General features: G+C 71.6%; 18 protein-coding genes. 4 read left to right on the top strand and 14 right to left on the bottom strand.

Annotated features, from left to right (window positions below; translation table 11 throughout):
• Nucleotides 1–119: 119 nt before the first annotated feature.
• From AC060K_RS07645 to AC060K_RS07680, 8 genes are all read right to left on the bottom strand, one after another.
• Entirely contained in the window at nucleotides 120–1,319 is a 1,200-nt protein-coding gene (locus AC060K_RS07645) for a phosphoglycerate kinase (RefSeq protein WP_483764832.1), read from the bottom strand.
• Between the two features lie 137 nt (nucleotides 1,320–1,456).
• A complete protein-coding gene (gap, locus tag AC060K_RS07650; RefSeq protein WP_483764833.1) occupies nucleotides 1,457–2,461 on the bottom strand; it encodes a type I glyceraldehyde-3-phosphate dehydrogenase in 1,005 nt (334 codons plus the stop codon).
• A gap of 227 nt (nucleotides 2,462–2,688) precedes the next feature.
• Nucleotides 2,689–3,669 (bottom strand): DNA-binding protein WhiA, encoded by a 981-nt coding sequence (whiA, locus tag AC060K_RS07655; protein WP_483764834.1) that lies wholly within the window; start codon nucleotides 3,667–3,669, stop codon nucleotides 2,689–2,691.
• Nucleotides 3,670–3,770: 101 nt separating this feature from the next.
• Nucleotides 3,771–4,793 (bottom strand): gluconeogenesis factor YvcK family protein, encoded by a 1,023-nt coding sequence (locus AC060K_RS07660; protein WP_483764835.1) that lies wholly within the window; start codon nucleotides 4,791–4,793, stop codon nucleotides 3,771–3,773.
• Entirely contained in the window at nucleotides 4,790–5,722 is a 933-nt protein-coding gene (gene rapZ / locus AC060K_RS07665) for an RNase adapter RapZ (RefSeq protein WP_483764836.1), read from the bottom strand. Before rapZ ends, AC060K_RS07660 begins: the two co-directional genes overlap by 4 nt.
• Nucleotides 5,719–7,782 carry an excinuclease ABC subunit UvrC gene (uvrC, locus tag AC060K_RS07670; RefSeq protein ID WP_483764837.1) on the bottom strand — a complete coding sequence of 688 codons (2,064 nt, stop codon included), beginning with the start codon at nucleotides 7,780–7,782 and terminating at the stop codon, nucleotides 5,719–5,721. Before uvrC ends, rapZ begins: the two co-directional genes overlap by 4 nt.
• Nucleotides 7,783–7,797: 15 nt before the next feature.
• Nucleotides 7,798–8,511, bottom strand: a complete 714-nt coding sequence (locus AC060K_RS07675; protein ID WP_483764838.1) for a hypothetical protein — start codon at nucleotides 8,509–8,511, stop codon at nucleotides 7,798–7,800.
• A gap of 63 nt (nucleotides 8,512–8,574) precedes the next feature.
• Nucleotides 8,575–9,060, bottom strand: a complete 486-nt coding sequence (locus AC060K_RS07680) for an OsmC family protein (RefSeq protein ID WP_483764839.1) — start codon at nucleotides 9,058–9,060, stop codon at nucleotides 8,575–8,577.
• 317 nt (nucleotides 9,061–9,377) lie between these two features.
• Here AC060K_RS07680 and AC060K_RS07685 point away from each other — a divergent pair, with 317 nt between their 5' ends.
• Nucleotides 9,378–10,007 carry a hypothetical protein gene (locus AC060K_RS07685; RefSeq protein ID WP_483764840.1) on the top strand — a complete coding sequence of 210 codons (630 nt, stop codon included), beginning with the start codon at nucleotides 9,378–9,380 and terminating at the stop codon, nucleotides 10,005–10,007.
• Between the two features lie 17 nt (nucleotides 10,008–10,024).
• Here AC060K_RS07685 and AC060K_RS07690 read toward each other — a convergent pair whose 3' ends face one another.
• Both AC060K_RS07690 and uvrA read right to left on the bottom strand, forming a co-directional pair.
• Entirely contained in the window at nucleotides 10,025–10,657 is a 633-nt protein-coding gene (locus AC060K_RS07690; protein WP_483764841.1) for an acetyltransferase, read from the bottom strand.
• Between the two features lie 22 nt (nucleotides 10,658–10,679).
• Nucleotides 10,680–13,595: an excinuclease ABC subunit UvrA gene (gene uvrA / locus AC060K_RS07695; protein ID WP_483764842.1), complete on the bottom strand. Its 2,916-nt coding sequence runs from the start codon at nucleotides 13,593–13,595 to the stop codon at nucleotides 10,680–10,682.
• Between the two features lie 96 nt (nucleotides 13,596–13,691).
• Between uvrA and AC060K_RS07700 the strand changes: the two genes are divergently transcribed.
• The 3 genes from AC060K_RS07700 (at nucleotide 13,692) to AC060K_RS07710 (ending at nucleotide 15,133) form a co-directional block, all read left to right on the top strand.
• Complete coding sequence (locus AC060K_RS07700) at nucleotides 13,692–14,441, top strand: MBL fold metallo-hydrolase (RefSeq protein WP_483764843.1); 750 nt, start codon at nucleotides 13,692–13,694, stop codon at nucleotides 14,439–14,441.
• A 93-nt stretch (nucleotides 14,442–14,534) separates the two neighbouring features.
• Nucleotides 14,535–14,750: a hypothetical protein gene (locus AC060K_RS07705; protein ID WP_483764844.1), complete on the top strand. Its 216-nt coding sequence runs from the start codon at nucleotides 14,535–14,537 to the stop codon at nucleotides 14,748–14,750.
• An 89-nt stretch (nucleotides 14,751–14,839) separates the two neighbouring features.
• On the top strand, nucleotides 14,840–15,133 hold the full coding sequence (locus AC060K_RS07710; protein WP_483764845.1) for a YciI family protein: 294 nt from the start codon (nucleotides 14,840–14,842) through the stop codon (nucleotides 15,131–15,133).
• 96 nt (nucleotides 15,134–15,229) lie between these two features.
• Here AC060K_RS07710 and AC060K_RS07715 read toward each other — a convergent pair whose 3' ends face one another.
• The 4 genes from AC060K_RS07715 to coaE form a co-directional block, all read right to left on the bottom strand.
• Complete coding sequence (locus AC060K_RS07715; protein WP_483764846.1) at nucleotides 15,230–16,228, bottom strand: TerC family protein; 999 nt, start codon at nucleotides 16,226–16,228, stop codon at nucleotides 15,230–15,232.
• 267 nt (nucleotides 16,229–16,495) lie between these two features.
• Nucleotides 16,496–18,598, bottom strand: a complete 2,103-nt coding sequence (gene uvrB / locus AC060K_RS07720; protein WP_483764847.1) for an excinuclease ABC subunit UvrB — start codon at nucleotides 18,596–18,598, stop codon at nucleotides 16,496–16,498.
• A 36-nt stretch (nucleotides 18,599–18,634) separates the two neighbouring features.
• Nucleotides 18,635–19,297 carry a pyroglutamyl-peptidase I gene (locus tag AC060K_RS07725; RefSeq protein ID WP_483764848.1) on the bottom strand — a complete coding sequence of 221 codons (663 nt, stop codon included), beginning with the start codon at nucleotides 19,295–19,297 and terminating at the stop codon, nucleotides 18,635–18,637.
• Nucleotides 19,294–19,926 (bottom strand): dephospho-CoA kinase, encoded by a 633-nt coding sequence (gene coaE, locus AC060K_RS07730; RefSeq protein ID WP_483764849.1) that lies wholly within the window; start codon nucleotides 19,924–19,926, stop codon nucleotides 19,294–19,296. The genes AC060K_RS07725 and coaE overlap by 4 nt, the downstream gene beginning before the upstream one ends.
• Nucleotides 19,927–19,977 lie beyond the last annotated feature (51 nt).

The following is a 19,977-nucleotide window of genomic DNA, read 5'->3' on the forward strand; positions in this document are numbered from 1 at the left end:
GCCACAGGGGGGGCGGCGGGGGCCCGCCGCGGGCCGGCGCGCCTGCGGGCGCCGGCCCCCGGCCCGGCGTCGGGCACCAGGGAAAGTGGTGCTCAGTCCTGCCTGTCTGAGGCCTGAGCTCAGTCCTGGAGGACCGTGATGCCGGGGAGCTCCTTGCCCTCGAGCAGCTCGAGGCTCGCGCCGCCCCCCGTCGAGATGTGGCTGAAGCCCGCCTCGTCGAAGCCGAGGAGGCGCACCGCCGCGGCAGAGTCGCCGCCGCCCACGATGGAGAACGCGCCGTCCGCCGTCGCGTCGACGATGCCCTGCGCCACGGCCTTGGTGCCGGCCGCGAACGCCTCGAACTCGAAGACGCCCATGGGGCCGTTCCAGACGACCGTGCGGGCGTCGGCGAGCCGGTCCGTGAAGAGGGCGCCGGAGTCCGGGCCGATGTCCAGGCCCATGGTGCCGTCCGGGATGGCGTCGGCGGGGACGGTGCGGTGCGGGGCGTCCGCCGCGAACGAGTCCGCGGCGACGATGTCGACCGGGAGGACGATCTCGACGCCGTTGGCCGCCGCCGTCTCCAGGTAGCCCTTGACCGTCTCGACCTGGTCCTCCTCGAGGAGGGACGAGCCGACGGCGTGCCCCTGGGCCTTGAGGAACGTGAAGACCATGCCGCCGCCGATGAAGAGGCGGTCCGCCTTGGTCAGGAGGTTCGCGATGACGCCGAGCTTGTCGGAGACCTTGGAGCCGCCCAGCACCACCGCGTAGGGGCGCTGCGGGTCCTCCGTGGCCCTGGACAGCGACTCGACCTCCTTGAGGACGAGGTCGCCGGCAGCGGCGGGGAGCACCTTCGCGACGTCGTACACCGACGCCTGCTTGCGGTGGACCACGCCGAAGCCGTCCGAGACGAACGCGTCGGCCAGAGCGGCGAGCTCGCCCGCGAGCTCCTCGCGCTCGGCGTCCACCTTGGACGTCTCGCGAGCGTCGAACCGGACGTTCTCCAGGAGGGCCACCTGACCGTCCTCGAGGGCTGCCACGACCTTCTGGGCCGACGGGCCCACCAGGTCCTCGGCGAGCGCCACGTCCTGACCGAGCAGCTCGCCCAGACGCGCGGCGACGGGCGCCAGGGAGTACTTGGAGTCCGGGGTGCCCTTGGGGCGGCCCAGGTGCGCCGTGACGACCACGCGGGCGCCGGCCTCGGTCAGACGGCGCAGCGTCGGCAGCGCGGCCTGGATGCGGCCGTCGTCGGTGATGGTGGTCCCGTCGAGCGGGACGTTGAAGTCGGAGCGGACGAGCACGCGCTTGCCGCGCAGGTCGCCGAGCGAGTCGATGGTCTTCATACCAAGCCTTTCCTCATCAGGAGCGCACCGCGCACAGGGGAGCCCTGGTCCCGGCCGGGCCGGCCGAAGCCGGCCCGGCACCGGTGGGACCAGGGCTCCCCTTCGCGGTCACGCGGGTACGCGCTCGCCGGGCTTCGTCAGAGCTTCTCGCCCACGAAGGACGTCAGGGCGACGAGGCTGTTGGAGTAGCCCCACTCGTTGTCGTACCACGAGACGACCTTGACCTGGTCACCGATCACCTTGGTCAGCTTCGAGTCGAAGATGCTCTGGTGCGGGTTGGTGATGATGTCCGACGACACGATCTCGTCGTCCACGTACTCGAGGATGCCCTTGAGGACGCCCTCCGACGCGGCCTTGACGGCGGCGTTGACCTCGTCGACCGTCACCTCGCGCGACGCCGTGAACGTCAGGTCCGTGGCGGAGCCGGTGATGGTCGGCACGCGGAGCGCGTAGCCGTCCAGCTTGCCCTTGAGCTCGGGCAGCACCAGCGACACGGCCTTGGCCGCACCCGTCGAGGTGGGGACGATGTTCTGCGCGGCCGCACGGGCACGGCGCAGGTCCTTGTGCGGGCCGTCCTGGAGGTTCTGGTCGCCCGTGTACGCGTGGATCGTCGTCATCAGACCGCGCTCGATGCCGATCGAGTCGTTGAGCGCCTTCGCCAGCGGGGCGAGGCAGTTCGTGGTGCACGACGCGTTCGAGATGATGTGGTGCGCGGCCGGGTCGTACTGCTCGTTGTTGACGCCCATGACGAACGTGGCGTCCTCGTTCTTGGCCGGCGCCGAGATGATGACCTTCTTGGCCCCACCGTCGATGTGCGCCTTGGCCTTCGTCGCGTCCGTGAAGAAGCCCGTGGACTCGATCACGATGTCCGCACCCAGCTCGCCCCAGGGAAGGTTCGCGGGGTCACGCTCGGCGAGCGCACGGATCTTCTTCCCGTCGACGATGATGTTCTCGTCGTCGAAGTCGACGCTCAGCGGGAAGCGGCCCAGCACGGTGTCGTACTTGAGCAGGTGCGCGAGGGTCGCGTTGTCGGTCAGGTCGTTCACACCGACGATCTCGATGTCAGCACCCGACGCGATGATGGCGCGGTAGAAGTTCCGTCCGATGCGGCCGAAGCCGTTGATACCGACGCGGATGGTCACAATGCCTCCTCAGGGCGCGCCGGCGAACCCGACGCACACGGTTCGTATCTGTGTCGCGGCGCACGGGGCGCTCGCAGCATGCGGGTGAGGTCGGCCGACCCTCACGACCAGGGCGCAGAAGACCACGGTGGAAACGTGAAGGTCACACCGTCGTCACCTGACGCTTGCGAGCCTATACCCGATACCGGCCCTCACGTGACCTCAGGTCGACCTGGGGGCGGGTGGTCTCACAGGTCGAGCAGGTCCGGGCTCAGACCGGCCTCCGTGTCCGGGATCCCGAGCTCCGCAGCGCGCTTGTCGGCGGTCGAGAGGAGGCGCCGGATCCGGCCGGCGACGGCGTCCTTGGACAGCTGCGGGTCGGCGAGCCGGCCGAGCTCCTCCAGCGAGGCCTGCTTGTGCGCGAGGCGCAGCTCCCCCGCCTCGCGCAGGTGCTCGGGCACCTCGTCACCCAGGATCTCGAAAGCCCGCTGGACGCGCGCGCCCGCCGCGACCGCCGCCCGGGCGGACCGGCGCAGGTTGGCGTCGTCGAAGTTGGCGAGCCGGTTGGCCGTTCCCCGCACCTCGCGGCGCGCACGGCGCTCCTCCCACACCGTGAGGGTGTCGGTAGCACCGATGCGCTGGAGCATCGTGGCGATCGCGTCGCCGTCCCGGATGACCACGCGGTCCACGCCCCGCACCTCGCGCGACTTGGCGGAGACGCCGATACGACGAGCAGCGCCGACGAGCGCGAGCGCCGCCTCCGGCCCCGGGCTGGTGACCTCCAGGGCCATGGAGCGCCCGGGCTCGGTGAGCGAGCCGTGCGCCAGGAAGGCCCCCCGCCAGACCGCCTCGGCCTCGGGGACGCCCGCGGACACCACCTCGGGCGCGAGGCCCCGCACGGGCCGGCCGCGCACGTCCAGGAGGCCCGTCTGCCGGGCGAGCGACTCGCCCTCCCGGACCACCCGCACCACGTAGCGGCTGCTCTTGCGCAGGCCGCCGGCCTGCACCACGATCAGCTCGCTCGTGTGGCCGTACAGGTCGTGGATCGCGTGCCGGAGCCGTGCGGCGGCCAGCTCGGTGTCGAGCTCCGCCTCGATGACCACGCGACCGGAGATGATGTGCAGGCCACCGGAGAAGCGCAGGGTCGCCGAGACCTCTGCCTTGCGGCACGAGGTCCTGGCCACCTTGACCCGCGCGAGCTCCTCCTTGACCTGTGCCGTGAGCGCCATGCGGTCATCCTGCCACGGCGGCAAGGGTCAGGGCGGGTGGAATCGCGACCAACAGGGGGAAATGTCCCGGCGTGTCTGGCGCGACGCGCGGATAAACTGCGCTACACGTCGCCCAGCACGCCGTCGAACACGTCCCGGTAGGCGGCGGCGAGGCGCAGCGAGTCGTGCCGCGCCGTGCCGTCGCCCCGGCGGACCTGGCGCATGAGGAGCCGCGCACCCATCGACGCGGCGGCGTCGGACAGGCCCGCCACGTCCTCCACCGCCGACGGGTCGGCGAGCACCGCGTCGACCCGCAGGCCCGGGGCGTGCTTGTGCAGGGCCTCCAGGTGGTCGATCGCCGTCAGGCCCGCCGTCTCCCCGGTGTCTGCCGAGAGGTTGAGCGTGACGCAGCGCCGGGCCGGGGTGTCGTGCAGGGCGGCGGCGAGCTCGGGGACCAGGAGGTGCACCAGCACCGACGAGTACCAGGAGCCCGGCCCCAGCACCACCCAGTCGGCGTCGAGCACGGCCTGGACGGCCTCCGGAGGCGCCGGCGGGTCGGCGGGCAGCAGCCGGAGCTGCTCGATGCGCCCGTCGGTCACCGCGACCTTGCTCTGCCCCACCACGGTCTCCAGCGGCCCGTCGTCCGCGCCCCGACGCACGTCCGCCTCCACGACGAGCGGCACGGACGCCATCGGCAGCACGCGCCCCCGCGCGCCGAGGAGCCGGCCCACCCAGTCGAGCCCCGCGACCGTGTCGCCCAGCCGCTCCCACAGCGCGACGATGAGGAGGTTGCCGACGGCGTGCCGGTCGAGGTCGCCCGCCGACGTGAAGCGGTGCTGGAGCAGGCCGCTCCAGGTCTGCCCCCACTCCGAGTCGTCGCACAGGGCCGCGAGCGCCATCCGCAGGTCGCCGGGCGGGAGCACGTCCAGCTCCTCGCGGAGCCGGCCCGACGACCCGCCGTCGTCGGCGACCGTGACGACGGCCGTGAGCCGGTCGGACATGAGGCGCAGCGCGGAGAGGCTGGCGGACAGGCCGTGGCCGCCGCCGAGGGCGACCACCGCGGGGTTGCGGCTCCACTCGGGCCGGGCCGTGGCGCCCGACGCCCAGCCGGTGCCAGGGCCTCCCGGGGGCAGGGGCGTGCTCATTCGCGTCCCAGGTCCCGGGCGGTGACAGTGACGCGGTGGCCGCCGGCCCGGAGGCGGTCGGCGACGGCGTCGGCCATCGCGACGGACCGGTGCTTGCCGCCCGTGCAGCCGACGGCGATCGTCACGTAGCGCTTCTCCTCCTGGAGGTAGCCGGCGAGGACCGGTTCCAGGGCCGCCACGTACCGGTCCACGAAGTCGCGGGCGCCCGGCCGCGCGAGCACGTAGTCGCGGACGGGGGCGTCCCGGCCGGTGAGGTGGCGCAGCTCGGTGATCCAGTAGGGGTTGGCGAGGAACCGGACGTCCACGACATGGTCGGCGTCCAGCGGCAGCCCGTACTTGAACCCGAACGAGAGGAGGTTGATGCGCAACGCCTCGGGGTTGCCGTCCGACAGGGCGGCCCGGATCTCGCGCGCCAGGTCGTGGACGTTCAGGTCGGAGGTGTCGATGACCACGTCGGCCCGCTCCGCGATGCTGGCGAGGAGGCGGCGCTCCTCCTCGATCCCGTCGAGGATGCGGCCCTCCCCCTGCAGCGGGTGCGGCCGGCGCACCTGCTCGTAGCGGCGCACGAGCACCTCGTCGGACGCGTCGAGGTAGAGGATCCGGTAGAACACCCCGGCCTCCGACATGTGGGTCAGCACCTTGTCGAGCTCCGCGAAGAACTGGCGGCCGCGGACGTCCACCACGGCGGCCACGCGCTCGATCGAGGAACCCTTCGCCATGAGGTCGACCATCGGGACGAGCATCATCGGCGGCAGGTTGTCGACGACGTACCAGCCGAGGTCTTCCACCACCGCCGCGGCACGCGAGCGCCCGGCACCCGACATGCCGGTGATGATCAGCACCTCCGGCTCGGTGCGCTCAGGGGCCGGTGCCGCCGCCTCGATGGCGGCGATCCCGGTCGGTGCGGTGATGGGGGACGGCTCGCTCATGGTCCCAGCATGCCAGGGGCAGGCGCCGTGCTCGAACTCCCCTCGCTGCTCAGGGCGTCGAGAACCGCGCGGGCCGTCTTGTCCCCCACGCCCCGGACGCTCGCGATCTCCTCGACGCTCGCCGCGCGCAGCCGCTTCAGGGAGCCGAAGTGGGTCAGCAGCGTCTTCTTCCGCGCCGGGCCGAGCCCGGGCACGTCGTCGAGCACCGACGCCGTCATGCCCTTGCTGCGCCGCTTGCGGTGCTGGCTGATGGCGAAGCGGTGCGCCTCGTCGCGCACCCGCTGCAGCATGTACAGGCCCTCCGAGGAGCGCTGCAGGATGACCGGGTACTCCTCCCCCGGGAGCCAGACCTCCTCGAGCCGCTTCGCGAGCCCGCAGAGGGCCACGTCCGTGATGCCGAGCTCTTCGAGCGCCCGGGCCGCCGCCGCGACCTGCGGCGGGCCACCGTCGACCACCACGAGGTTGGGCGGGTACGCGAAGCGGGGGCGCTCGGGCGGGGCGTCCGCCGCCACCTCGCCCGACCGGGGCGCTCCCGGCCCAGGGACCGGCGCCTCGTCGGCATCCACCCGGTCGTCCACCTCGACCTCGCCGGAGGCCAGCCGGTCCTGCAGGTAGCGGCGGAAGCGGCGGGTGATGACCTCGTGCATCGCCGCCGTGTCGTCGCGCGCACCGTCGCCCTCGGGGCCACGGACGCTGAACGACCGGTACTCGCTCTTGCGGGGCAGCCCGTCCTCGAACACGACCATGGACGCCGACTGGTACGTGCCCTGCGTGTGCGACACGTCGTAGCACTCGATGCGGAGCGGCGCCGAGTCGAGACCCAGCGCCTCCTGGATCTCGCGCAGCGCCTGGCTGCGGGTGGTCAGGTCACCCGCCCGGCGGGTGCGATGGAGTGCGAGGGCATGCTCGGCATTCTTGCGGACCGTCTCCGCGAGGTCGCGCTTGTCGCCGCGCTGGGGCACACGCACGTCCACGCGCGCGCCCCGCAGGCCGCTGAGCCAGGTCGTGACCTGGTCCAGGTCCGGCGGGAGCACCGGCACGAGCACCTCCCGGGGCACGGCGTCGCGCGCCGCCGCCCGGGCGGAGCCGGCGTCGCCGCCCGAGGCCGCCGCGACGTCGTCGTCCACCTGGCCGTAGACCTGCTGGAGCAGGTGCTCCACCAGCTCCCCGTCCGTGACGTCCTCGACCTTCTCCACCACCCAGCCGCGCTGGCCGCGGATACGGCCGCCGCGGACGTGGAAGACCTGGACCGCTGCCTCGAGCTCGTCGCCCACCAGCGCGAACACGTCGGCGTCGGTGGCGTCGCCGAGAACCACCGCGTTCTTCTCGGTGGCACGGCGCAGCGCCTGGATGTCGTCGCGCAGGCGGGCCGCCTGCTCGTACTCCATCGACGCCGCCGCCTCCTGCATGCGCTGGGTGAGCCGCCTCTCGAACCGGGCGGTGTCGCCCGCCATGAAGTCGCAGAAGTCGGCCGCCAGGGCCCGGTGGTCGTCCGTGCTGATGCGGCCCACGCACGGAGCCGAGCACTTGTCGATGTAGCCCAGCAGGCACGGCCGGCCCGTCTGCTGGGCGCGCTTGTACACGCCCGCGGAGCAGGTCCGGATGGGGAAGACCCGCAGCAGCAGGTCGAGCGTCTCGCGGATGGCCCACGCGTGACCGTACGGCCCGAAGTACCGCGTGCCCGGCCGCTTGGCCCCGCGCATCACCTGTGCGCGCGGGACCAGCTCGCCCATGGTGACGGCCAGGTAGGGGTACGACTTGTCGTCCCGGTACTTGACGTTGAACCGCGGGTCGAACTCCTTGATCCACGAGTACTCGAGCGCGAGGGCCTCGACCTCGGTGCCCACCACCGTCCACTCCACCGACGCCGCGGTGGTCACCATCCGCTGCGTGCGCTCGTGGAGGTTCGCCACGTCCTGGAAGTAGTTCCCCAGCCGTGAACGCAGGTTCTTCGCCTTGCCCACATAGATGACACGGCCGTGCTCGTCGCGGAAGCGGTAGACGCCGGGTGACGTGGGGATCTCTCCGGCGGCAGGACGGTAGGTGGCGGGATCGGCCATGCGGACGAGCCTATTTCAGGACTCTGACACTCCGTCCTCGGTCACGACGACGTCCACCGGCTCGCTCAGGACCCAGCGGCGCGGCGAGCTCACCGGGTCGATCTCGACGAACGCCCGGACCTGGTACTCGCCCTCGGCCATCGGCGTCTCGTAGGTGGTCATGCCCCCGGTCTCCGGGCCTGGCAGGCAGTGGGAGAGCGGGTGCAGCACGGCGTCCAGCGGGGTGCCCGCCTGGGCCTCCACCGGGCCGGAGTCCGCGAGCGCCGGGAGGTGCACCACCACGCCGTCCTGCGTCCAGATCGTCTCGGGCGGGCTCACCCAGGCGACGGTCGCCGGTCCGTCCAGGCGGACGGGCAGGAACCTGTCGCCGCTGTGCGACGGCTCGCCGTTCGCGACGTCCGTGACGGGCCCGGTGACGGTCAGGCGGTACTCCGTGTCCGTCGGCACCAGCTCCGCCTCGGGCATGCCGCACGACCAGGCCGTGCCCTCGAACCACGGGGGCTGGAAGCCCTCCTGGACGGGCATGGGCTCGCCCGCCTCGGGCGGGGCGGGGGCCGTGGCCGGTTCGCTCGTGACCGGCTCGCTCTCGGCCGGCGCGTTGCTGGTGCCCGACGGCGACCCGCTGGCCCCCGGCGTGCCGCCCGGGCTGTCGACGGGGCTCGCGCAGCCTGCGAGCAGGGCGAGCACGGCCCCCGCCAGCGGCAGGGTCAGGGTCAGCCGGGTACGCACGATGGTCCTCCTTGGTGAGCGGTCCTCACCCTCAGGACGCCCGGCACGCCCAGGTCGTTGCCCTCAGGCGGCGAGGCGCACCGGCACCGGCTCGACGCGCACCGAGAAGTTCACCGACCGCGCGATGAAGCACATCGCGTGCGCGCGGTGGTGCAGCGCCGCGATGTGCTCGTCCGTGGACGTCTCGCCCGGGTCGGCCACGACGCGCGGCCGGAGGGTCACGTCCGTGAACTGGCCCTCGCCGCGCGCCTCGACCCGCATGGTGCCGCTGGCGTCGTCGGTGTAGTCGCGCACCACGAGGCCGGACTCGGCGGCCAGGTGCAGGAACCACAGCATGTGGCACTGCGAGAGGCTCGCGACGAAGAGCTCCTCCGGGCTGTACCGCTGCGGGTCGCCCCGGAAGGCAGGGTCGCTCGACCCGGGCAGCGGGGGCTTGTGGGGCAGGAGGACGTCGTGGTCCCGCGAGTACGCGGTGTACGACGCCGTACCGCGCTCCCCCGCTCCCGTCCAGGTCACCGTCACCGAGTAGTCGTGGAGGGCTCCGCTCATGCTCGCCACCCTAGGGGTGGCTCGCCGTCGGGGCCAGGGATGGGGTGGGCGCGGCGCTGGACGCGCGAAACCTGGATAGAGGACCGAAAATGAAAGCGCCCCCCGGATCCGAGGATCCGGGGGGTTGGCTCAATCACTTCGCGCGGTGTCCTGCCCGCGCTCCTGGGACGAGGGTAGACATGCTTCCGACTTCACCGCAAGCGCCCGTGCTGATCCATCCGCTCGAACGGCACATCTCCGCGCCGCGGTTCGCTCCGTATCTCAGCCATGCGGGAAGCTCAGCCCGCGCGGTCGCGCTCTATCGCTGGGGCGGCGAGATGAGCGGAGCACTTCATGAGTCGCTGGGACACGTCGAGGTGGCCATGCGCAACGCCATCGACCGGGAGCTGCGGGCCTGGAACGCCTCGCGTCCGCCCGCCCTCAGGCACGGCGTCTCCGCCTACTCGACGGAGTGGCTCGCCACACCGGCCCAGCCCTTGTGGGGGCTGCTCAATCCGCGCCGAGGCGGAATCGTCTTGTCGACCTACGCGACAGCCCTCAGACGAGCTGAAGCGTGCCGGGCCGATCGCGACCTCTCCCATCCGCGCCGGACCGAGGCGATCACGCACGACGACGTCGTCGCTCAGGTGTCGCTGGGAACCTGGATCCGGCTCCTTCCCGACCCCGGCGCGCCGGCGCAGAAGCAGCGCACCCAGCAGGTGCTGTGGACGAACGCGCTCCAGCACGCCTTCCCGTTTCACGCGGACCCCGCCGTGGTGCACTACTGGGCGTCGCGACTCCACCGGCTCCGCAACCGGGTGGCGCACCACGAACCGGTCATCGGCCACGACCTGCGGGGATACCACCGGACCATGGCCCGGCTCCTCCGGGCTATCGACCCCGACCTCGGCGACTGGTACTCCGGATCATCACGGATCCCGGAGCTCCTGGCCCGCCGACCGATCTAGGGCACCGCCGATCAGAGTCAGTCGAGGGCGCTGTCTTCTACCGGCGGGGTCAGGTTCAGCCACCGCTCCGTGATCTCGTAGCCGACCGCCTCGTTCGCGGCCACAGAGCCCGTGTTCGCTGCCGCCCCGCCCGTGCCGAACAGCGAGTGCCCACGCTCGAAGAGCCCCAGGACCGCCGCAGCCTTCACGCCTGAGGCGAGGCCCCGACGTCGGGCCGTCGAGCGGACCACCGTGAAGTCGGTGTCGACCAAGGGACCGGCGGGGTGGCGCTCCTCCGCGCGGAGGATGGTCGCCGCGTCGAGGTCCCCACCGGCCGAGACGGCGACGAACGCCCAGGCACGGCCTGCGTCCAGGTCGGCTGCGAGCGCCGACGCATCCGGCACCTCGTGGGCGTTCTGCGGCGTCTCCGGGTAGTCGGCGACCGACGCCGCATCGAGGGCGACGACCGCCTCCGCGTCGTCTCCGCCCGCCTCGCGCAACGACCACCCCCGCTGCTCCGCCCGCGCGACGAGGCCCGAGCAGCGCCTCAGGACCGGGTCGCGCTCGCCATTCACGTGCAGGCGGGCACCCCACGACTCAGCGACCACCGACCAGCCGTCGCGCAGCAGCTCAGCGGCCTCCGGCGTGCCGTCCCGGACGATACGCAGCACGGGCCCCGCTGCCGTCACGCCGTCACGCCGTCACCGCGACCTTGGCCCTCGGCTTGCGCTTGGCGGCACCGTTCGACGGCGGCTGCACCACCGGCGGGTGGCCGTCGAGCGCCTCGGCCAGGAACCGGCCGGTGTGGCTCTCGGGCACCTGGGCGATCTGCTCGGGGGTGCCCTCGGCAACCACCCGGCCACCGCCGGAACCGCCCTCGGGGCCCATGTCGACCACCCAGTCCGCGTTCTTGATGACGTCGAGGTTGTGCTCGATCACCAGGACGGTGTTGCCCTTGTCGACGAGCGACTGCAGCACCCCGAGGAGCCGGCGGATGTCCTCGAAGTGGAGGCCCGTCGTCGGCTCGTCCAGCACGTAGATGGTGCGGCCGGTCGACCGCTTCTGGAGCTCGGCGGCCAGCTTGACGCGCTGGGCCTCGCCGCCCGACAGGGTGGGCGCGGGCTGGCCGAGCCGCACGTAGCCGAGCCCGACGTCGACCAGCGTCTTGAGGTAGCGGGAGATCGCCGGGAACGCGGCGAAGAACTCCGCGGCCTCCTCGATCGGCATGTCGAGCACGTCGGCGACCGTCTTGCCCTTGAAGTGCACCTCGAGCGTCTCGCGGTTGTACCGCGCACCGTGGCACACCTCGCACGGGACGTAGACGTCCGGGAGGAAGTTCATCTCGATCTTGATGGTGCCGTCGCCCGAGCATGCCTCGCAGCGGCCGCCCTTGACGTTGAACGAGAAGCGGCCCGGCCCGTACCCACGCACCTTCGCCTCCTCGGTCTCGGCGAAGATCTTGCGGATGCGGTCCCACACCCCCGTGTACGTGGCGGGGTTGGAGCGCGGCGTGCGCCCGATCGGGCCCTGGTCGACGTGCACCACCTTGTCGAGGTGCTCGAGCCCGGTGACGCGCGTGTGGCGGCCCGCCGGGCGCCGGGCGCCGTTGAGCTCGTTCGCGAGCACCGTGTAGAGGATCGAGTTGACCAGGGTGGACTTGCCCGACCCGGAGACGCCGGTGACGGCCGTGAGCACGCCGAGCGGGAACGACACGTCGATCCCGTTCAGGTTGTGCTCGCGCGCGCCCACCACGTTGACGACCCGCTTGGGGTCCGCGGGGCGCCGCACCGCCGGCACCGGGACGGTGCGCCGGCCGGAGAGGTAGGCCCCCGTGACCGACTCCGGTGCCTCCAGGAGGCCCGCGTAGTCGCCCGAGTGCACCACACGCCCACCGTGCTCGCCGGCGCCCGGGCCCACGTCGACGATCCAGTCCGCCGTGCGGATGGTGTCCTCGTCGTGCTCGACGACGATGAGCGTGTTGCCCAGGTCGCGCAGCCGGGTCAGCGTCTCGATGAGGCGGCGGTTGTCCCGCTGGTGCAGGCCGATCGACGGCTCGTCCAGGACGTAGAGCACACCCACCAGGCCCGAGCCGATCTGGGTGGCCAGCCGGATGCGCTGGGCCTCGCCGCCGGACAGCGTGCCGGCCGGGCGCTCCAGCGACAGGTAGTCGAGACCGACGTCCAGCAGGAAGCCCAGCCGGGCGTGGATCTCCTTGAGCACCTCGGTGGCGATCTGCCGCTCCCGCACGCCCAGCTCGATGCCCTTGAGGAACTCAGCGGCCTCGACGATCGGGAGGCGGCACACGTCGGCGATGGACCGGCCGTCCACCTTGACCGCGAGGACCTCGGGCTTGAGGCGGTCGCCCTTGCAGACCGGGCACGGGACCTCGCGCATGAAGGCCTCGTACTTCTCCTTGGACCAGTCCGAGTCCGTCTCGAGGTGGCGGCGCTGGAGGAACGTCACCGCGCCCTCGAAGCCCGTGGAGTACTGGCGCTCACGGCCCCAGCGGTTCTTGTACTTGACGTGGACCTGGTGGTCACGGCCGTACAGCACCGCCTCCTTGGCGCGCTGCGGCAGGGCCCGCCACGGCACCTCCATGGAGAAGCCCATCTCCTCGGCGAGGGCCGTCAGCACCCGCTCGAAGTACTCCGACGACGTCTGCGCCCACGGCACCACGGCGCCGTCGCGCAGCGACTTCTCCTCGTCCGGCACGATCAGCTCCGGGTCCACCTCGAGCCGGAACCCGATGCCGGTGCACTCGGGGCACGCGCCGTAGGGGGCGTTGAACGAGAAGGTGCGCGGCTCGATCTCGTCGAGCGCCAGCGGGTGCTCGTTGGGGCAGGCACGCTTCTCGGAGTACTTACGGATGCGGTCCAGGTCGTCGATATCGGCATCGACGAGCTCGATCATGACCAGCCCGCCGGCGAGCCCCAGGGCCGTCTCGACGGAGTCGGTGAGGCGGCGCTGCACCCCCTCGCGGGACACCAGGCGGTCCACGACCACCTCGATGTCGTGCTTGAGCTTCTTCTCCAGGGTGGGCGGCTCCGTGAGCTGGACCACCTCGCCGTCGACCCGGGCACGCGCGAAGCCCTTGGCCTGCAGCTCCTTGAAGAGGTCGGAGTACTCGCCCTTGCGTCCGCGCACCACGGGCGCCAGCACCTGGTACCGCGTGCCCTCGGGCAGCTCGAGCACGCGGTCCACGATCTGCTGCGGCGTCTGCGACTGCACCTTCTCGCCGCAGACCGGGCAGAACTGCGTGCCGGCGCGCGCGTAGAGCAGGCGCAGGTAGTCGTAGACCTCGGTGATGGTGCCGACGGTCGACCGCGGGTTCCGGTTGGTCGACTTCTGGTCGATCGACACGGCGGGCGAGAGGCCCTCGATGAAGTCGACGTCGGGCTTGTCCATCTGCCCGAGGAACTGCCGGGCATACGCGGACAGCGACTCGACGTAGCGGCGCTGCCCCTCCGCGAAGATCGTGTCGAACGCCAGCGACGACTTTCCGGAGCCGGACAGACCGGTGAACACGATGAGCTTGTCCCGGGGAAGATCCAGGTCCACATTCTTGAGGTTGTGCTCACGGGCGCCGGACACGACGAGGCGGTTGCTCACCGCAATATGGTACGGCCCCGCCGCGAGATTCGCACGTCTGTTCTATGTCACATTCGCCTCCCGACACGGTCAAGACGAACCTGACAAACTGGTTCCATGAGCGACTCTCCCGGCTACACCGGCGACGTCGACCCGGGCGGCCCCGGCGACGTCCGCGAGCTCGACCGGCTCGTCATCCGCAAGGCCTCCGTGGGGCCGCACGACAACAACGTCTACCTGCTGACCTGCCGCCGCACCGGCGCCCAGCTCCTCATCGACGCCGCGGCGGACGCCCAGCGCCTCATGGACCTCGTCGACGAGGCCGAGGGCGACGGGCCCGGCGCGGGCCCGCTCGACCAGGGCCCGCCGCTGGACGTGGTCGCCACCACGCACCAGCACCGCGACCACCTGGGCGCGCTGGCCGACGTGGCGGAGGTCACGGGGGCGCGGACCGTCGCCGGCGCGCAGGACGCCGGGGCGATCGAGGCCGCCACCGGCGTGAGCGTCGAGACTCCGCTCCGCCACGGCGACCGCGTCACCTTCGGCGAGGTCACCCTGGAGGTGATCCACCTCCGGGGGCACACGCCAGGCTCCGTCGCCTACGCCTACACCGAGCCCGCCGGTGCGCACGCGCCGGACGCCGTCGCGCACCGGGTCCACCTGTTCACCGGCGACAGCCTGTTCCCCGGCGGCGTGGGCAACACGGAGAAGGACCCCGAGCGCTTCGCCCAGCTCTTCGGCGACGTGACCGAACGGCTCTTCGACCGGTTCGGCGACGACACCTGGGTCTATCCCGGCCACGGCAACGACACCACGCTCGGCCAGGAACGGCCTCACCTCGACGAGTGGCGGGCGCGCGGCTGGTGATCCGGCCGAGGTGGGGCCATCTGTTGCAGAGGGTGACAACCCGGGACATGCTTCCAGGCGTCAACCCTGACACCTCACCCGAAAGGCACTCCCGTGGGCGTGAACATCAAGAAGCTGGTGGACAAGGCGTACGAGGACAAGTCGATCGCGGAGATCCTGCAGGCGCCGCCGTCGGCGCTCGAGGGCCTCACCGCGAAGCACGACGAGATCCTCGCGGGGCTCAAGATCACGACGATCGCCGAGCTCGGCAACTGGAAGTACGCCTCGAAGGCGGCCGCCCTCGTGGCCCTCGCCGACGGGGAGAAGTGACCTCGCGCTAGCACTCCTGCGACGCCCGTCCACCATCGAAGGTCGATTCCGGTGGGCGGGCGTCGCTGCGCCGGTGGTTGGATACGTGCGTGCCTACCTACGCCGTGACCTACACCTACACCGACGACACCGCCCAGCGGGACGCCGTCCGGGCCGACCACCGCGCCTACCTGTCCGGCCTGGCCGACGACGGCGCCGTGCGCGCCTCCGGGCCGCTCGCCCCCGTCGAGGGCTCCTCCGACGGCGCGCTCCTCATCTTCCAGGCGGCCTCCCGCGACGCGCTCGACACGCTCGTCGAGGCCGACCCGTTCGTGGAGGCCGGCCTCGTCGCGCAGCGCGACGTCCGCGAGTGGAACGTCGTCATCGGCGGCTTCGCCAACTGACGTCGCCCGCCGCGAGACGCCGACGGCGCCCCACGCACCTGGGTGGGTGGGGCGCCGTCGGGCAGCGCGGGTCGAGGCGGCCTGGGGCCGCCAGGGTCACTCGCCGATGCGAGCCGCCACACGCTCCTCGTGGCGCATCTTGACCAGGCTCGCCACCGTGCCCACGGCGAGCGACGCCACGATGACCGTGAGCGACAGCCAGATGGGCACCTCCGGCGCCCAGTGGAACCCGTGACCGCCGTTGAGGAACGGCAGCGTGTTGGTGTGCAGGGCCTCGAGGATCAGCTTGACGCCGATGAAGCCCAGGATGAACGCCAGGGCGAGCGGGAGGTAGACCAGCCGCTCCAGCAGGCCGCCGAGCAGGAAGTAGAGCTGGCGCAGGCCCATGAGTGCGAACACGTTCGCCGTGAACACGATGAACGGGTCCTTGGTGAGGCCGAAGATCGCGGGGATGGAGTCGAACGCGAAGAGGAGGTCGGTCGAGCCGATCGCCACGAAGACGACGAGCATCGGCGTGAACAGGCGCTTGCCGTCGACGACCGTCCGGACCTTCTTGCCGTCGTACTCGGTGTGCATCGGCAGGACCCGGCGCACGTTCCGGATGAGGGCGTTCTCCTTGTACTCCTCGTCCTCGTCCTTGTGCCGCACCATGTTGATGGCGGTGTAGATGAGGAACGCGCCGAAGATGTAGAAGATCGCGGTGAACCGCTCGATGATGGCCGCGCCCGCGAGGATGAAGGCGCCACGCATGATCAGCGCCATGATGATGCCGATCATCAGCACGCGCTGCTGCTGGTCACGCGGCACCGCGAAGCGGGACATGATGATGACGAACACGAAGAGGTTGTCGACGCTCAGCGAGTACTCCGTGAGCCAGCCGGCATAGAACTCGCCTGCGGGGCTCGCCCCGCCGACCGCCCACACGATGCCGCCGAAGATCACCGCGAGCCCCACGTAGAAGCCCACCCAGAGGGCGCTCTCCTTCATGCTGGGCACGTGCGGACGGCGTCCGACGATCAGCAGGTCGAGTACGAGGAGCACGACGACGGCGATGAGTGCCGTCACCTCGAACTCCACAGGTAGCTCGTGGATCATCCAGGTTCCTTCCGAGGAAAGGAGGTCGCCACACGGGCGCGCCAACCTCCGGTACATGACGGGGCACCGGAGGTCTTCTCCGCTCGCTACGACCAGCCTGAGCCATGCTCGGGCGGAACGCACCTGCGAGCCGATGAGACCGGGTCGACAACTCTGGCGACCGTATTGACGACCTCACCGCACGACGGGAGTACTCCCCTCCAACGGGGAGTCATACTACGGGACGTATCTGGCGGCGCGCGCCGTGGGCTGGGTCACACGCCCTGCTCAGGCGGTGGCCGCCTGCATCTGCCGGAGCTCCTTCTTCAGGCCGGAGATCTCGTCGCGCAGGCGGGCGGCGACCTCGAACTGCAGCTCCGCCGCAGCTCCGTGCATCTGGGCCGTGAGCTCCTGGATGAGCTCCGCCAGCTCGCTCGCCGCCGCACCGGCGAGCCGGTTGCCGGTGGTGGCGCCTTCCTTCGGCGAGCCCGGCACCGGGGCCTTCCCGCGGCCTGCCGGCTTGCGGTAGCCGCCCGCCAGGAGCTCGGCCGTGTCGAGGTCCTCGCGCGCGAGCATGTCCGTCACGTCGGCGATCTTCTTGCGCAGCGGCGTGGGGTCCACCCCGTTGGCCACGTTGTACGCGACCTGCTTCTCGCGGCGGCGGTTGGTCTCCTCGATGGCTGTGGCCATGGCGGGCGTGATCCGGTCGGCGTACATGTGCACCTGGCCCGACACGTTCCGGGCGGCACGGCCGATCGTCTGGATCAGCGAGGTGCCGGACCGCAGGAAGCCCTCCTTGTCGGCGTCCAGGATGGCCACCAGCGACACCTCGGGCAGGTCGAGCCCCTCCCGGAGGAGGTTGATGCCCACCAGGACGTCGTACTCACCGAGCCGAAGCTCCCGGAGGAGCTCGACGCGGCGGAGCGTGTCCACCTCGGAGTGCAGGTAGCGCACCCGCACGTCCTTCTCGAGGAAGTAGTCCGTCAGGTCCTCGGCCATCTTCTTGGTCAGCGTGGTGACCAGGACGCGCTCGTTGCGCTCCACCCGCTCGCGGATCTCGTGGAGCAGGTCGTCGATCTGGCCGGTGGTGGGCTTGACGACCACCTCGGGGTCGATGAGCCCGGTGGGGCGGATGATCTGCTCCACGACGCCGTCCGACTGGGAGAGCTCGTACGCGCCGGGCGTCGCCGACAGGTACACGGTCTGCCCGATGCGCTCGACGAACTCCTCCCACCGCAGCGGCCGGTTGTCCATGGCGCTCGGCAGGCGGAAGCCGTGGTCCACGAGGCTGCGCTTGCGCGACATGTCGCCCTCGAACATGGCGCCGATCTGCGGGACGGTCACGTGCGACTCGTCGATGACGAGCAGGAAGTCCTCGGGAAAGTAGTCGAGGAGCGTGTTGGGGGCGGTGCCCGCCTCGCGCCCGTCGATGTGCCGCGAGTAGTTCTCGATGCCGTTGCACGTGCCGATCTGGCGCATCATCTCGATGTCGTACGTGGTGCGCATGCGCAGGCGCTGGGCCTCGAGCAGCTTGTTCTGGCGCTCGAGCTCGGCGAGCCGCTCCTCCAGCTCCGCCTCGATGCCGACGAGGGCCCGCTCCATGCGCTCCGGCCCGGCGACGTAGTGCGTGGCCGGGAAGAGGTAGACGCTCTTCTCCTGACGGATCACGTCGCCCGTGAGCGGGTGCAGCGTCTGGATCGACTCGATCTCGTCGCCGAACATCTCGATCCGGATCGCCAGCTCCTCGTAGACCGGGATGATCTCGACCGTGTCACCACGCACCCGGAACGTGCCGCGGGTGAACGCCAGGTCGTTGCGCGTGTACTGCATGGTCACGAACTTGCGCAGCAGCTGGTCGCGGTCCACGACGTCACCCACGTCGAGGCGCACCATGCGGTCCACGTACTCCTGCGGCGTGCCCAGGCCGTAGATGCACGACACCGACGCCACCACGATCACGTCCCGCCGGGTCAGCAGCGACGACGTCGCGGAGTGGCGCAGCCGCTCCACCTCGTCGTTGATCGACGAGTCCTTCTCGATGTACGTGTCCGTCTGCGCGATGTACGCCTCGGGCTGGTAGTAGTCGTAGTACGAGACGAAGTACTCGACCGCGTTGTTGGGCAGCAGCTCCCGGAACTCCGTCGCGAGCTGAGCCGCCAACGTCTTGTTGGGCGCCATCACGAGGGTGGGCCGCTGCAGCTTCTCGATGAGCCACGCCGTCGTGGCGCTCTTGCCCGTGCCGGTGGCGCCCAGGAGCACCACGTCCTTCTCCCCCGCCTGGATGCGGGAGGAGAGCTCGGCGATCGCCGTGGGCTGGTCACCGCTCGGCGTGTACTCGGAGATGACCTCGAACGGGGCCACCGTGCGCTGCAGGTCGGTCACGGGTCGCATACCACTACCGTACGGCGACCCACTGACATCCTCGGGTCAGTGCTCCGCCCCCGCTGCGAGCGCCGGCTCCGTCAGCCGGCCCGCCGACACGTCGAGCGCGGTGCACACGACGATCCGGAGGGCCTCGGCGAGCGTCGCGACCGGAAGCGCACCCGCCTCGCCGGAGCGCTCCTCCGTGGTTCTCGGCACGTGCACGAAGCCGGCCAGGACGCCGTCGGCTCCCTCCGCCGCCCGCACGAGGCTGTAGAAGGTCGCGTTGCACACGTAGGTGCCCGCGGTGTTCGACACCACCGCCGGGATGCCCGCCTCGCCCAGCGCCGCGAGGGCGGCCTTGATGGGCAGTCCGGTGAAGACTGCTGCCGGCCCCCGCGGATCAAGGGGCTCGTCGACGGGCTGGGCCCCGCCGTTGTCGGGGATGCGCGCGTCGGCGACGTTGATCGCGACGCGCTCCAGCCGGACGTGGGCAGTGCCGCCGGCGAGGCCCACGGCGACCGCGACCGACGGCCGGGCCTCGGCCAGGAGGGCGGCGAGCCGAGCAGGCGCCTCGCCGAACGTGACCGGGAGGACCGCGGTGGCCAGGTCGGCACCCTCGGCGTCGGCGTCCCAGCTCTCGGCGAGCACGCGGACCGCCTCCCAGGACGCGTTGACGGCGTCTCCGCCGAAGGGCTCGAAGCCCGTCAGCAGGACGGTGGGCCTCACGCGCTGGCCTCGGCGTCGGTCTCCTGCGCGATCTCCTCGGCCACCCGCGCCCACAGCCCGTCGACCTGCTCCCGGAGCTCGTCCTCGCTGCCGGTGCCGTCGAGCGTCACGTCCGCGACGGCGAGCCGCTCCTCGTCCGACGCCTGGGCGGCGACCCGGGAGCGCGCCTCCTCCTCGGCCAGCCCCCGCGACTCGACGAGCCGTCGCACGCGCACCTCCGCAGGGGCGTGCACCACCACGAGAAGGTGGAAGTGCTCGGCCTGCCCCGTCTCGACGAGGAGCGGGATGTCGTGCACGACGACGACCCCCGGCTCGGCCGCCCCGGCGGCCGCCTCACGCTCCGCGGACAGGCGGCGCACCTCGGGGTGGACGATGCTCTCGAGCCGCTCGCGCGCGGCGGCGTCGCCGAAGACGATCCGGCCGAGGGCCGGGCGGTCCAGGGCGCCGTCGGCGGTCAGGACGCCTTCGCCGAACGCCTGGACGACCTCCTCCAGGCCCACGGACCCGGGCGCGACCGCCTCGCGGGCGAGCACGTCGTGGTCGATGACGACGGCGCCGAGCTCGGCGAGACGCCGGGCGGCGACGGACTTGCCGGCGGCGATGCCGCCTGTGAGGCCGATGCGGAACATAGGTCCCATCCTGCCTCACGTGCCGGGTTCGAGCCCCGGCACGTGAGGCAG

This window comes from Antribacter sp. NEAU-D49, assembly GCF_057158775.1.

Coding starts and splice junctions, on each gene's coding strand:
- AC060K_RS07645 (WP_483764832.1), bottom strand. CDS start 1,319: ATGAAGACCATCGACTCGCTCGGCGACCTGCGCGGCAAGCGCGTGCTC.
- whiA (WP_483764834.1), bottom strand. CDS start 3,669: ATGGCGCTCACGGCACAGGTCAAGGAGGAGCTCGCGCGGGTCAAGGTG.
- AC060K_RS07660 (WP_483764835.1), bottom strand. CDS start 4,793: ATGAGCACGCCCCTGCCCCCGGGAGGCCCTGGCACCGGCTGGGCGTCG.
- rapZ (WP_483764836.1), bottom strand. CDS start 5,722: ATGAGCGAGCCGTCCCCCATCACCGCACCGACCGGGATCGCCGCCATC.
- uvrC (WP_483764837.1), bottom strand. CDS start 7,782: ATGGCCGATCCCGCCACCTACCGTCCTGCCGCCGGAGAGATCCCCACG.
- AC060K_RS07680 (WP_483764839.1), bottom strand. CDS start 9,060: ATGAGCGGAGCCCTCCACGACTACTCGGTGACGGTGACCTGGACGGGA.
- AC060K_RS07685 (WP_483764840.1), top strand. CDS start 9,378: ATGAGCGGAGCACTTCATGAGTCGCTGGGACACGTCGAGGTGGCCATG.
- AC060K_RS07700 (WP_483764843.1), top strand. CDS start 13,692: ATGAGCGACTCTCCCGGCTACACCGGCGACGTCGACCCGGGCGGCCCC.
- AC060K_RS07715 (WP_483764846.1), bottom strand. CDS start 16,228: ATGATCCACGAGCTACCTGTGGAGTTCGAGGTGACGGCACTCATCGCC.
- uvrB (WP_483764847.1), bottom strand. CDS start 18,598: ATGCGACCCGTGACCGACCTGCAGCGCACGGTGGCCCCGTTCGAGGTC.
- coaE (WP_483764849.1), bottom strand. CDS start 19,926: ATGTTCCGCATCGGCCTCACAGGCGGCATCGCCGCCGGCAAGTCCGTC.